This window comes from Roseovarius tibetensis (assembly GCF_050896375.1).
GTDB classification, from domain to species: domain Bacteria; phylum Pseudomonadota; class Alphaproteobacteria; order Rhodobacterales; family Rhodobacteraceae; genus Roseovarius; species Roseovarius tibetensis.
Genome location: NZ_JBPBBB010000015.1, coordinates 18,545 through 31,630 on the forward strand (window position 1 = coordinate 18,545; position 13,086 = coordinate 31,630).

Consider the following 13,086-nt stretch of genomic DNA (forward strand, 5'->3'; position numbering starts at 1 on the left):
CGGCTATCTCGGCGTGCGGCGCCGCCTGTGCCGGGCAAATGACATGCCCAAAAATCCGAGAAACACAACGATCATGGGGATGTCCCCCACCCGCGCATAGACGGTCGGTGGCAAGGCGGGCGGCAGGGGCGCGTCACGCCAGCCAGCCCGCCCCATCGGAATTCGCGCCATCACGCGCCCGGTCGCGTCGATCATCGCCGAAATGCCGGTATTGGCCACCCGGATCATCGGCAGGCCCATCTCGGCACTGCGCAGGCGCGCCTGCGCAAGGTGTTGATACGGGCCGGAAATCCTGCCGAACCAGGCGTCATTCGTGATCAGGATCAGGAAATCCGCGCGATCGGGGGCCGCGCGGAGATCGCGGGCGAAAACGCCCTCGTAGCAGATCAACGGCAGCGCGCGCCCCAAATCCCCCATGTCGATCAGTCGCGCGCCGGGCCCCGCCGAATAGCCCCGCCCCGCATTCGAGGCGAGACCGTGAATGCCCCATTCCGACAGAAGATTGCCAAATGGCATGTATTCGCCAAACGGCACGAGGTGATGCTTGTCGTACACGGCCGACACCTTGCCGCCGGCCTCGACATGCACGAGCGAGTTGTAAAACCTCGGCCCTTCAAAGCGTTGCAGGCCGAGGACGACGGGTGCGCCGTTTGCCGCGTCGGATATTGTCGCAAGCGTCGACTCCGCGTGATTCAGCCAGACCTGTACGGCCGTCTCGGGCCAGACGACAAGGTCGGGCCCTGCCCCGTCGCCCGCGGACGTGAACATCAACTGCCGCTCGTAGAACGTCTGGATCTTGTCAGGATCCCACTTTTCGTTCTGTGGCGCATTGGGCTGGATCAAGCGAACGGTCGGGGCGTCGGGTTCGACAGCGGGGTCCGGTGTCAGCCACGCGGCAAGCGGCCACAGCAATGCGGCCCCTGCAAGCGCCAGGCCCGAGGGCACGTGCCGCGCCGTCACCGCGTACCAGAGTGCGGCCGCCACGGTCAGAACGAACGCAACCAGCCCCGGCGCCCCCAGCCATGACGCCCAGTGCAGGATCGGCGTGTCGATCAACACATGCCCCGGCTGCGCCCACGGGAAACCGGTGAAAAGGTATCCGCGCGCCAGTTCGGCAAGACCGAGACCGCCCACGAACCCGGCAAGCCCGCCGCCGACGGCCTGACCCGCCGCCAATCCGACAGCCCAGTACAGCGCCATTCCGGCCGACAGCCCCAGCAGGGCGAACGGGGCCATCCATCCGTGGCGCGCCAGATCGACAAAGAACGGCTCGACTATCCAGTTGAGGGACAAAAGGAAATATCCGGTACCGACGATCCATCCCAGCCAGGCCGCCGCGCGCCATCCCTCGACATGCCGGAAAAGACCGAAAACCACGGCGAGGGCCAGCACGGTAACGGGCCAGGCACCCACCGGGGCCTGCCCCAAGGCCGCGCAGGCCCCTGTGATCAGCAGTATCGCGGCGCGTTGCCACCGCGGCAGCCTAAGAACGTGATGGACAGTCTTCGCGACGCGGCCGGTGTCAGCCACTCGCCGACTCGACAAGACGCACGCGCACGCGCTTGATCCGCCGCGGATCCGCCTCGATAACCTCGATCACCGGGCCGGCGGGATGCTCGATCACCTCGCCACGCACCGGCACCCGGCCCAGAAGCATGAAAACCAACCCGCCAATCGTGTCGATCTCTTCCTCGTCGACCTCATCCACGTCGGTGAGCGATTGTCCGATCTCGGCCTCGAACTCGTCCAGGGGGGTCTTGGCTAATGCCACGTAGCAGCCCGGCTTTTCCTCGGACCAGTAGTTGCCTTCGTCGATGTCGTGCTCGTCCTCGATCTGGCCCACGACCTGCTCGATCAGGTCCTCGATCGTCAACAGGCCATCGACCCCGCCATATTCGTCGATCACGAGGGCCATGTGACGCCGTTCGGCCTGCATCTTTTGCAGCAGAACGCCTATGGGCATGGATGGCGGCACGAAAAGAAGCGGACGCAACATCCCCTTGAGCGAGAAGTCGGTACTGTCGCCGTTGAACCCGTGCTTGAGCGCGAAATCCTTGAGATGGATCATCCCGATCGGCGTATCCAGCGTGCCCTCGTAGACCGGAAGGCGCGTCATGCTGCTGTCGCGGAAGACATGCACGAGATCATCCTGGCTGATATCGGCGGGTACCGACACGATCTCGGCCTTGGGGATGGCCACATCCTCTACGGCCATGTGGCGCAGGTTGCCTATGCCCGGCGCGCCATTGCCAAGATCCTTGCCGCCGACCCGGTCGTTGTCGCTGTCCTCGCCGGGATTGAATATGTCCATGACACGACGGAAGAAACCATTCGAGTCGTCCGTTTCCGTGTGATCCTCTGCTGGCGCGCCCTGCGCTGCTCTAGAAGATCCTTCGATGCTGTCGTCCATTCCACTCTTTCCAGATGACAGGGGCACTAGCCCCTTGATTGCTAATATGGATCAGAAACACCCAGTTTGCCAAGTATCGCGACCTCGGTCGCCTCCATCAAAGTGGCATCTTGGTCACGGACATGATCATAGCCCAGCACGTGCAGGACCGCGTGGACGATCAGGTGCAGAACGTGATCGCCGAACGTTTTTCCGCCCATCTCGGCCTCGCGGGCGCAGGTGTCGTAGGCGATGGCGATGTCCCCGAGATCGGGATCACAGCCGGGCACCGGCAAATCCGGCGGCGTGCCGGGCGGGTCGGCGCCTCGCTCCTCGCTTGGCCAGCTAAGCACGTTGGTCGGCTGCGGCCTGTCACGGAAGTCGCCGTTGAGCGCCGCGATACGCGGATCGTCGCAGGCGAGTATGCCGATTTCCCAGTCGGATGGATCAAGGCCCAGATATGTCAGCGTCGCGACCGCGCCGGTCTCGGCCAGCGTCTTCAGGTCCGCATCCATCCAGCGGTCGTCCTCGAACAGAACCTCGGTCACCATGCGTGCTCAGCCATCGGCCTCGTAGGCGTCGATGATGGCCGCGACAAGGGGATGACGCACGACGTCGGCGGCTGTGAAATAGTTGAAGCTTATCTGCGGAATGGACTTCAACAACCGCTCGGCATCCGACAGCCCCGACGGCACGCCGCGCGGCAGGTCGATCTGCGTACGATCCCCGGTGATGACCATGCGGGAGCCCTCGCCAAGACGGGTCAGAAACATCTTCATCTGCATCGATGTGGCGTTCTGCGCCTCGTCGAGCACGACAAAGGCATTGGCCAGCGTGCGGCCCCGCATGAAAGCCAGGGGCGCGATCTCGATCTTCTTTTCCTCGATCAGCTTGGCCAGCTGTTTCGCGGGTAGAAAATCGTTCAGCGCATCGTAGAGGGGCTGCATGTAAGGATCGACCTTGTCCTTCATGTCGCCGGGCAGATAGCCAAGCTTCTCGCCTGCCTCGACCGCGGGACGGGCAAGGATGATTCGATCGACATGGCCTTCGATGAACATGTTCACGCCGACCGCGACGGCGAGGTATGTCTTGCCCGTGCCTGCCGGACCGATCCCGAACGACAGTTCATGCGCGAACAGCGATGTAACGTAGGATTTCTGCGCATCCGTGCGCGGCTCGATCAGTTTCTTGCGGGTCTTGATCTCGACCGCGCCGCCCTTGAACATTTCGAGCTGATCGCCGTCGAAGCCATCTTTCGCCTCTTCGGATTGCCCCATGCGCAATTCGCGGTCCACATCGGCAGCCTCTACCAGCTTGCCGTTTTCCAACCGTTCGTAAAGCGCCGCGAGCACGCCTGCCGTCTCTTCACGCGCGCCTGCCTCGCCGACCACGGCCAGTTGATTGCCGCGTCGCAGGATTTGCACACCCAGATTTTTCTCTATGTCAACAAGATTGCGGTCATATTCACCGCACAGGTCGATCAGCAGACGATTATCGGGAAATTCCACAACGGTTTGGTGCCCCGGGGCCACTGTGGGATCTGGGGGCGGTGCGCTATGAACCAAGCATGTCTCCAACTGCGTGACGCGTTACCTTATAATGCCAAGTGACGGCACCGGGCGCAAGGAGCCGGGGCAAACTGTCGCCATTGCGGCGAATAACCGCGGGCCGGATCGCGCAGGCACGCTTTTGACATCGACCCCTCGGGTCAGATCGCGTCGGCAAACGGGCTTCCCTTCTTGAAATCGCCGGTCGCGACGTTCGGGGCGGCCACGCCAGAGCAGACGGGCTTGCCATATTTGTCGAGACGCGGCGACATGTATCCCTCCACGCCGTCGTCGATGATCCAGTGATCGCAGCCGTTGGGGTCCACCCAGATGCCCGCCTGAAGTTCCGTAAGCGGCTTGGCATCGAGCCCGCGATCACGGGTCTTGTCCGGGCCGACGGCACCGTCCACACAGGCCGAGAGAAGGACGATGACGGGCAGCGTCAGGGATATCTTGAAAGTTACCATCGTTTCGTTCCTTCAGCGCCAGCACAGAATTTCGACACGGCGGTTCTGCGCCCTGCCATCAGCGGTCTCGTTCGTTGCCTTGGGGAATTGCGCGGCGTGACCGCGCACGTCCGACAAGCGTGCCCCGGCGTCGCGCGCGACAGACGCGACCGCGTTCGCGCGACGCTGGGACAGGTCCATGTTGTAATCATGCGATGCGCGATCGTCGGTGTGACCGACGATCGTGTAGGCGACCGCATCCGAATTCTCGAAGAACTCTCGCAGGCTTTTCCGGTTTGCCGTGCTGATCTGGGCGCTGTCGGTGCCGAATGTCTGGTCGCCCTGCACCGTGCCGCAAAGGTTCTGTTCGTGGCACACGGGCAACCCCTGTCGGGTCAGGTGCGGCGACATGAACCCTTCGGCGCCATCGTCCATCACCCAATGCTCGCATCCATCCGGATCGATCCATATGGCCGGTTCGTAGCGTTCCCCGGTTGGTGCGGCGTCCTGGGCCTGCGCCGCCCCGGCGCTGACGACCAGCGCCACGACCGCCGCACGTCCAGCGAGTGCCATTCCGTTCAGCATCATGAAATCTCTTGTCACGCTGTTGGCCTTTCCTGATGTCGTCACTTTCCAATACAGTGATGAAGTGTGACCGAAGTTTGATACGAAACTATCAACAAAAAGCCACGTGTGAAGCATATTCCATCGTATCACGCGTCATTTCAGCGGATGACAGGCACGACAGGCACAGGGCCTGATCTGACCAGGCCCTCAGGCATCCACTAGCCGTCCGGCCAGAGAGTTCGCGGCGCTCTCCACGATTTCGACCTGTCTCAGATCTCCGGGGCTCAGGTCGGCCCCCGTCACGTGAACGGCGTGCAAGTGATCGGACTTGCCGACCATCTGTCCGTGCATGCGCCCCGGTTTTTCGAAGAGAACCCCGATCCGCTGGCCGACCATCGCATCCTGCGCGGCGCGCTGCTGCTTGGTGAGCAACGCCTGCAGACGATGAAGACGCTCGGTCTTGACGGCCTCGTCCACCTGTTGACGTTCCGCGGCAGGGGTTCCGGGGCGCGTGGAATACTTGAACGAGAATGCATAGCCGTACCCCACCGCCTCGATCAGATCCATCGTCGCCTGGAAATCCTCTTCGGTTTCCTCGGGAAAGCCGACGATGAAATCCCCCGAGATCAGGATATCGGGCCGCGCGGCGCGGATACGCTCGATCAGGCGCAGATAGCTGTCGGCGGTATGGCTGCGGTTCATCCGCTTGAGGATGCGGTCGCTGCCCGATTGCACCGGCAAATGCAGGTAGGGCATCAGCTTTTCGCAGGTTCCATGGGCCTCGATCAGGTCGTCGCTCATGTCGTTGGGATGGCTGGTGGTAAAGCGGATGCGCTGCAGCCCGTCGATCTTGTTCAGCGCCCAGATCAGGCGTGCGAGGCTCCAGTCGCCCCCCTCGCCCGGCCCGTGATAGGCGTTGACGTTCTGACCCAGAAGGGTGATCTCGCGAACGCCGCGATCGACAAGGCCGCGCGCCTCTTCCAGCACACGGTCCACGGGGCGGCTGACCTCGGCCCCGCGGGTATAGGGGACCACGCAAAACGCGCAGAACTTGTCGCACCCCTCCTGTACGGTCAGGAACGCCGAGGGGCCACGCCGCGCCTTGGGGCGCGTGCGCAGCGTCTCGAACTTGTCGTCGAGCGGAAAATCGGTATCCAGCGCCTTTTGACCGTCGCGCGCGCGCGCCTCGAGATCCGGCAGGCGATGATAGCTTTGCGGGCCGACCACCAGATCGACAAGCGGCTGACGGCGCATGATCTCTTCGCCCTCGGCCTGCGCCACGCAGCCGGCAACACCGATCTTGAGATCGGGATTCGCCTCTTTCAGGCCGCGAAAGCGGCCCAGCTCGGAATAGACCTTTTCCGCCGCCTTCTCGCGGATGTGACACGTGTTGAGCAAGATCATGTCGGCGTCGTCGGGGCTTTGGGTTTCGACATACCCGGCACCGCCCATGGCCTCGACCATGCGCTCGCTGTCATAGACGTTCATCTGACAGCCATAGGTTTTGACATAGAGTTTCTTGGTATCCGTCATGCGCCTGACCTTCACCCCTGATTGCGAAGGTATGGAATACATCACCCCCGGGGGCACTTGCAATGCCTGCCTGTTTGTCGGACCTTGGCCACAACTACAGGATGGAGCACCCCGTGACCGCCCCGACCCTGACGGAGTTTCTCGCCTCGCCCCGACCGGCTCTTGCCACAGGACCGATCGCGTTGATTTTCGCCGAGGATCAGGTCGAACTGGACTCGACCTTGCGTCACCACATCGCATCGGGGTTCAAGGCGACGGTCCTGTTCGCGCCCGACGCTTTCAATCTGGCACCGGACATCGCCGATGATCCAGGCCTGTATCGCGTCGCCTTCGATCTGGCCACGGGCGACAGGCTGACCGATGCCGTCAACGCGATGATCGAGGCGGCACCGGGCGTCTGGATGTATTACTGTTACAATGCCGAGTATCTTTTCCACCCCTTCTGCGAGACCCGCAGCGTGGGGGAAATGCTGACCTTCCACAGCGAGGAACGACGCGGCGCCATGCTGACCTACGTGGTCGATCTGTATGCCGCCGACTTGGGACGACACCCCGATGGCGTATCGCTTGACGACGCGCTTCTCGACAGATCGGGCTATTACGCCCTTGCCCGCAAAGACCCCGACAACCACGACCATCCAAGGGAGCGGCAGCTCGATTTCTTCGGGGGGCTGCGGTGGCGCTACGAGGAACACGTCCCCGCCGCACGGCGCAAGATCGACCGGATCGCGCTGTTCAAGGCCAAGCCGGGGCTGCGCCTGCGGGACGATCACACGTTTTCCGACGAGGAATACAACACCTACGCCTGTCCTTGGCACAACAACCTCACGGCGGCGATCGCGTCTTTTCGCACCGCAAAGGCGCTCAAGCGCAATCCCGGTTCGACCTTCGAAATCGACAGCTTTCGCTGGCACAATTCGACGCCATTCGCGTGGCACTCGCGGCAGTTGCTGGACATGGGCCTGATGGAACCGGGGCAGTGGTTCTGACCCAGGTTCGTGAGGGTGGGTCACACCCGGATGCCCCCGGCGCCTAGTCTCATCGACCAAGGAAGGAAACGGCATGATCGGAGCAATTGCAGGCGACATCGTCGGTTCGCGGTTCGAAGGCGGCCCGCCCCCGAAGCCCGGATTCGTCCTGTTCGACGCTGCGTGTCGATTCACCGACGATACCGTATGCACCCTGGCGGTGGCAGAGGCGCTGCTGGACGAGGGCGACTTCGCGGCAACGCTGAAAACCTTTGTGCGGCGCCATCCCGGACGCGGCTATGGCGGCCTGTTCCGCCAATGGGCGATGTCCGAACGCCGCACCGGGTATGGCAGCTGGGGCAATGGCGCCCCGATGCGGGTCGCCGCCGTCGGCTGGCTGGCCGAGACCGCGGAAGAGGTGGACAGGCAAGCCGCGGCGCAGGCCCGCGTCAGCCACGATCACCCCGACGCGGTGGCCGGCGCGCAAGCCGTGGCGCGCGCAATCCTTGCCTTGCGGACAGGCACCGATGTGGCCCGCGTGAGGACGGATCTCGAAACGCGTTTCGACTATGACCTCGATCCGCGGATCGCGCAGTCAGAAGGTGCGTTCGACATCTCGACCGCCGGGACCGTACCCCCGGCCCTTGCCGCCGCGCTTGACTCCGACAGTTGGGAGACCGCCGTGCGCACGGCGGTCGGGCTGGGCGGCGACACCGATACGCTGGCCTGCATCGCGGGCGCCGTGGCCGAGGCCCGTCATGCCGTGCCAGCGGACATGGCGGCGCGCGCGCGCGATTTCCTGACCGACGATCTGCGTGCGGCGCTCGCCCGGTTCGACAGTCACATCCGACGCGCCTGAGGGCGGGATCGCGCCCGCGACGCTAGTCGTCGCTATCGCGTCCCTTTCCGCGCGCCTGCTCGCGCGCGCTTGGATGCACGGAGGGTCTGAAGGGGACTTCGACCACCTCGGCCGGCACCGGGTGGTCCGGATCCTCGCAATACCCGGCGGGCAATTCGACACGCAACTCCGTGCCGACATCAGACCGGTTCCACGGCACATATCCAAGCGCGATGTTGGTGCCCAACTCGGGCGACCACCATGGCGAGGTGACATAGCCGCGACGGATGCCATCCTCGGTCTGGATCAGCCAGAAATCCGGCGCGTAATCGGTGATCGGCAGACCGCCCAGCTTCATTCCGACAAGCTTCAGGGTGAAGGGATAGCCACCCGCGTCGATCTGGGCGCGCTGTTTTTCCAAGGCGGTCTTGCCGATGTAATCGGTCGTCTTGTGGCGCGGCACCTGGTAGGCAAGGTTGACCTGAAACGGCGATGTCTCGGCGTCCATGTCCTGACCCCAACTGAGGATTCCGGCCGCGATCCGGCGGTGGTGCGCGGGGGCGATGACCCGCAACCCGTAGCGGGCCCCGATGCCGCGCAAGGCGTACCAGACACGTTCCGCCGTCTCGGAAGCGTCACGCACATAGACTTCATAGCCTTTCTCTCCGGTAAAGCCTGTCTGGCTGATGATCACAGGACACCCGCCGATCTCGGCCTCCATCAGGCCGTAATAGGGGATCTCGCGCAGATCCTCGCCGATCAGATCGGCCATCATGTCCTCGGATAGCGGCCCCTGGATCTGCAGCGGTGCGACGTCGATCTCGTCGATTTCGACCTGCCACCGGCGCGGGGTATTCACCCCCTGAAGCCAGAGCATGAGATCGCTGTCCGACACCGAGAACCAGAATTCGTCTCGCGCCAAGCGCAACAGCACCGGATCGTTTAGAATACCGCCCTTGTCGTTGCACAGGATACAGTATTTTCCGTGCATCGGCTTGATCCGCGTGGCGTCGCGCGTGATGACGGTATTGACGAAATCCTCGGCATCCGGACCCTTGACACGGATCTGCCGTTCGACCGCGACATTCCACAGCGTGACGCCGCCGACGAGCGCGCGGTATTCGGCCATCGCGCCGCCATCCTCGGGCTTCACGTAGCCGCGGGGATGATACATTCGGTTATAGACGGTCGCGCGCCACGCGCCCGCCTCGACCGACAGATGCCAGAATGGCGATTTGCGAACGCGGGTCGAGATCAGCATCTGCACCGGCGTCGGCCCCGATTGCCTCAAGTTGACCGGCACGGTGCGGTCCGACTGATCCACCCCCGGCACGTTCGGATGAGAACGGTTCTGTGAAGTTTCCTGCCACGTCATGCCTATGACATGGGAAGCGCCTGAAATATCATCAAGGCGGCACCAAGCCGGCGCCGATCACATCTTCATGTCAAACGATGTCACTTTTGGGCCGGCACCGCGCGCACCGTCCGTCAGAGGTTCTCGGCCTGTGGCATGCCGAGGATGTGATAACCGCCATCCACGTGAATGATCTCGCCGCTGGTGAACGCCCCCGCATCCGACGCAAGGTAGACCGCCGTGCCGCCGATCGCCTCGAGCGTTGCATTGGCGCGCATCGGCGCGTTCATTTCCGTATGCTTGAAGGTCTTGCGCGCGCCTCCGATCGCCGCGCCGGCCAGTGTGCGCATGGGCCCCGGCGATATGGCATTCACCCGGATCCCGTCAGGCCCGAGGTCATTGGCCAGGTATCGCGTCGTCGCCTCAAGCGCCGCCTTGGCAACGCCCATCACGTTGTAATTGGGCACCACCTTGTTGGAACCCTGATAGGTCAGCGTCAGCAGGCAGCCGCCATTATCGCGCATCATCGGATGGGCCCGGCGCGCGACCTCGATGAAGGAATAGGCCGAGATGTCCAGCGAATGCTTGAAGTTGTGGCGGCTGGTGTTGATGAACCGCCCCGTCAGTTCCGACTTGTCGGAATAGGCGATGGCATGGACCACGAAATCGATGGTCGGCCATTTCGCGCCCAGTGTCTCGAACGCCGCGTCGAGTGAGGCATCGTCGCTGACATCCAGATCGAGCAGAATATCCGATCCGACGCTGGCGGCGAGCGGCTCGACCCGCCTTGCGAAATTCTCTCCCTGGTAGGAAAAGGCCAGCTCGGCACCGGCGGCATGCATCGCCTGCGCCACGCCCCACGCGATGGAGCGGTCATTGGCAACCCCCATGATCAGCCCGCGTTTGCCCTGCATCGAATTCGTCATTTGTGTTTCATCCGCCATATCTGCTGAGCAACATGCAGCCGTTGGTGCCACCGAAGCCGAAGGAGTTTGTCATCACGGTGTCCAGTCCCGCGTCATCCACGCGGTCGGTGGCGATCTCGGCTGCATCCAGCGCCGGATCGAGGGTCTCGACATTGATCGAGGGGATGATGAAATCATGCTCCAGCGCCAGCAGGCAATAGATCGCCTCTTGTGCGCCGGTGGCGCCCTGGCTGTGGCCGGTCATCGATTTCGTGGAACTGATCGGCGGGGTCGTGCCCTGTCCGAAGATACGCCGCACGGCCTCGACCTCTCCGACATCGCCCACCGGCGTCGATGTGCCATGCGCATTGATATAGCTGACGCGGCGACCTTCGGGCAGCGTAGACAACGCAACGCGCATCGCGCGCTCGCCGCCCTCGCCCGAGGGCGCGACCATGTCCGACCCGTCCGAGGTCGCGCCGTACCCGGTAACCTCTGCGTAGATCTTCGCGCCGCGGGCGCGGGCGCGCTCCAGCTCTTCCAGCACCAGCATACCGCCGCCGCCGGAGATCACGAATCCGTCGCGGCCCTCGTCGAAGGCTCGGCTCGCGCGTTCGGGCGTGTCGTTGTACTTGGATGACATCGCGCCCATGGCGTCGAACAAGCACGAGAGCGTCCAGTCGAGTTCCTCGCCGCCGCCCGCGAACATCACGTCCTGCTTGCCCATCATGATCTGCTCGGCCGCGTTGCCGATGCAGTGCAGGCTGGTCGAACAGGCCGAGGTGATGGAATAATTGATGCCCTTGATCTGGTAGGCGGTCGACAGGTTGGCCGATATCGTCGACGACATGCATTTGGGCACGGCGAACGGCCCGATCCGCTTGGGGCTGCCCCTGGTCAGCACGGTTTGATGCGCCGCCAGCATGGCGCTGGTGGACGGCCCGCCCGAGCCCGCGACAAGTCCCGTGCGCGGGTTGACGACGTCGGCCTCTTCAAGCCCGCTATCGGCGATGGCCTGACCCATTGCGATATAGGCATAGGCCGCGCCCGGCCCCATGAAGCGCAGCGTGCGCTTGTCCACATGATCGGCCGGATCAAGCTTGACCGCGCCCGCGATCTGGCTGCGAAAGCCATGCTCGGCCATTTCATCGCTGGCGGTGATCCCGGACCGTCCCGCCTTGAGCGAGGTCAGTACTTCCTCGGCATTGTTGCCGATGCTGGATACGATCCCCAATCCGGTGACGACGACACGACGCATAGGCACTCTCCTTTTCGCCCTTCGTGCGTGTGTAGGACAGGGCGGGATACGGGGCAAGCGGTTAGGCTGGACGCGAAGCGGGACATCCGCCCCCCTGCTGGCACGGATGCGTCAGGTTTCGGACAGCGCCACCTTCATGTCCTTCACCTGGTAGATCACCTCGCCATCGGCCTCGACGATGCCATCGGCCACACCCATCGTCAGGCGGCGCGACTGGACGGCCTTCGTGAAATCCACGTAATAGGTCAGCATCTTGCGATCTGGCCGAACCATGCCTGTCAGCTTGACCTCGCCCACACCGAGTGCGTAGCCGCGGCCCGGCCAGCCACGCCAGCCCAGATTGAAGCCGGTCAACTGCCACAACGCGTCGAGGCCAAGACAGCCGGGCATGATCGGGTTGCCGGGGAAATGGCATTTGAAGAACCACAAGTCCGGATCGATATCGAATTCAGCCGTGATGTGACCCTTGCCATGCGCCCCGCCATCCTCCGAGACATCGGTGATCCGGTCCATCATCAGCATCGGGGGCTCCGGCAACTGGGCATTGCCGGGCCCAAAAAGCTCGCCGCGCGCGCACTTGAGCAGGTCGTCACGATCGAAACTGCTTGGGTAGTCGGCCATCGGCGTGGCCCTTTCATTTCTGGTTCAAGAAACCTTTGACGCGTCAGCCTGTAACATCGTGAAAAAGGCGCTTGCAAGCCTGACGCGCGATTGCGGCCTTGTTTCGCGATGCATGAAATTTGTTTGAAATCGGGGGGCATGTCGCCCTATATGTAAAGCAATCGTGGAAAGGTCGAAAATGACGGTCGAAACAAAATCTTTGGCAGTAGACTGGCTGACCGGGGCGGGATTGCGCCCGACACGCCAGCGCATAGCCTTGGCACAACTTCTGATCGGCGATGGTCAGCACCGTCACGTGACGGCGGAAAGCCTCTTTTCGGACGTGCAGAACCACGGTGAAAGCGTGTCCCTGGCAACGGTCTATAACACTCTGCGCGCGTTCTGCGATGCGGGTCTCATTCAGGAAGTCATGGTCGACGGTGCCAAAAGCCATTTTGACACGAATACGCACGATCATCCCCATTTCTACTGGGAAGAGGACAACCGGCTAAGCGATGCGCCCGCGGAAGATCTGGAAATCGCGCGATTGCCACGCGCACCTGACGGCACAAGCATCAGCGCCGTCGATGTCGTGATCCGTCTTCGGCGGGATAACTGATCCCGGTCATCGGGTAGTACCGCACATGGACCTGATCGTGATCCGGGGCGGGGTCAGCGCTT

The 13,086-nt window shown here is 63.1% G+C and carries 14 protein-coding genes; 3 read left to right on the forward strand and 11 right to left on the reverse strand.

Annotated features, from left to right (window positions below):
* Positions 1 to 3 precede the first annotated feature (3 nt).
* The 7 genes from lnt to miaB form a co-directional block, all read right to left on the reverse strand.
* Entirely contained in the window at positions 4 to 1,530 is a 1,527-nt protein-coding gene (gene lnt / locus ACROSR_RS11350) for an apolipoprotein N-acyltransferase (RefSeq protein WP_432685093.1), read from the reverse strand.
* Complete coding sequence (locus tag ACROSR_RS11355; protein WP_432685095.1) at positions 1,523 to 2,410, reverse strand: CBS domain-containing protein; 888 nt, start codon at positions 2,408 to 2,410, stop codon at positions 1,523 to 1,525. The genes lnt and ACROSR_RS11355 overlap by 8 nt, the downstream gene beginning before the upstream one ends.
* Before the next feature lie 41 nt (positions 2,411 to 2,451).
* Entirely contained in the window at positions 2,452 to 2,940 is a 489-nt protein-coding gene (gene ybeY, locus ACROSR_RS11360) for an rRNA maturation RNase YbeY (RefSeq protein WP_432685097.1), read from the reverse strand.
* A gap of 6 nt (positions 2,941 to 2,946) precedes the next feature.
* Positions 2,947 to 3,954, reverse strand: a complete 1,008-nt coding sequence (locus ACROSR_RS11365) for a PhoH family protein (RefSeq protein ID WP_432685099.1) — start codon at positions 3,952 to 3,954, stop codon at positions 2,947 to 2,949.
* A gap of 143 nt (positions 3,955 to 4,097) precedes the next feature.
* Positions 4,098 to 4,403, reverse strand: coding sequence for a hypothetical protein (locus tag ACROSR_RS11370; protein ID WP_432685101.1), 306 nt, complete (start codon positions 4,401 to 4,403; stop codon positions 4,098 to 4,100).
* A 12-nt stretch (positions 4,404 to 4,415) separates the two neighbouring features.
* The gene (locus ACROSR_RS11375; protein WP_432685103.1) at positions 4,416 to 4,955 is read right to left on the reverse strand and encodes an OmpA family protein; all 540 of its coding nucleotides are present in this window, start codon (positions 4,953 to 4,955) and stop codon (positions 4,416 to 4,418) included.
* A 201-nt stretch (positions 4,956 to 5,156) separates the two neighbouring features.
* Positions 5,157 to 6,482 (reverse strand): tRNA (N6-isopentenyl adenosine(37)-C2)-methylthiotransferase MiaB, encoded by a 1,326-nt coding sequence (gene miaB / locus ACROSR_RS11380; RefSeq protein WP_432685105.1) that lies wholly within the window; start codon positions 6,480 to 6,482, stop codon positions 5,157 to 5,159.
* Positions 6,483 to 6,595: 113 nt separating this feature from the next.
* Between miaB and ACROSR_RS11385 the strand changes: the two genes are divergently transcribed.
* Together ACROSR_RS11385 and ACROSR_RS11390 are read left to right on the forward strand one after the other, a co-directional pair.
* Positions 6,596 to 7,471, forward strand: a complete 876-nt coding sequence (locus tag ACROSR_RS11385; protein WP_432685107.1) for a hypothetical protein — start codon at positions 6,596 to 6,598, stop codon at positions 7,469 to 7,471.
* Between the two features lie 73 nt (positions 7,472 to 7,544).
* Positions 7,545 to 8,309, forward strand: a complete 765-nt coding sequence (locus tag ACROSR_RS11390) for an ADP-ribosylglycohydrolase family protein (protein ID WP_432685109.1) — start codon at positions 7,545 to 7,547, stop codon at positions 8,307 to 8,309.
* A 22-nt stretch (positions 8,310 to 8,331) separates the two neighbouring features.
* Here the strand turns inward: ACROSR_RS11390 and ACROSR_RS11395 are convergent, their stop codons facing one another.
* From ACROSR_RS11395 to fabA, 4 genes are all read right to left on the reverse strand, one after another.
* Complete coding sequence (locus ACROSR_RS11395) at positions 8,332 to 9,663, reverse strand: glycine cleavage T C-terminal barrel domain-containing protein (RefSeq protein WP_432685111.1); 1,332 nt, start codon at positions 9,661 to 9,663, stop codon at positions 8,332 to 8,334.
* Positions 9,664 to 9,776: 113 nt separating this feature from the next.
* The gene (locus ACROSR_RS11400) at positions 9,777 to 10,568 is read right to left on the reverse strand and encodes an enoyl-ACP reductase FabI (RefSeq protein WP_432685113.1); all 792 of its coding nucleotides are present in this window, start codon (positions 10,566 to 10,568) and stop codon (positions 9,777 to 9,779) included.
* 7 nt (positions 10,569 to 10,575) lie between these two features.
* Positions 10,576 to 11,805, reverse strand: a complete 1,230-nt coding sequence (gene fabB, locus ACROSR_RS11405; RefSeq protein ID WP_432685115.1) for a beta-ketoacyl-ACP synthase I — start codon at positions 11,803 to 11,805, stop codon at positions 10,576 to 10,578.
* A 111-nt stretch (positions 11,806 to 11,916) separates the two neighbouring features.
* The gene (gene fabA, locus ACROSR_RS11410; protein WP_432685117.1) at positions 11,917 to 12,426 is read right to left on the reverse strand and encodes a bifunctional 3-hydroxydecanoyl-ACP dehydratase/trans-2-decenoyl-ACP isomerase; all 510 of its coding nucleotides are present in this window, start codon (positions 12,424 to 12,426) and stop codon (positions 11,917 to 11,919) included.
* A 178-nt stretch (positions 12,427 to 12,604) separates the two neighbouring features.
* Here fabA and irrA point away from each other — a divergent pair, with 178 nt between their 5' ends.
* Positions 12,605 to 13,024: an iron response transcriptional regulator IrrA gene (gene irrA, locus ACROSR_RS11415; RefSeq protein ID WP_432685119.1), complete on the forward strand. Its 420-nt coding sequence runs from the start codon at positions 12,605 to 12,607 to the stop codon at positions 13,022 to 13,024.
* Positions 13,025 to 13,086: the final 62 nt, after the last annotated feature.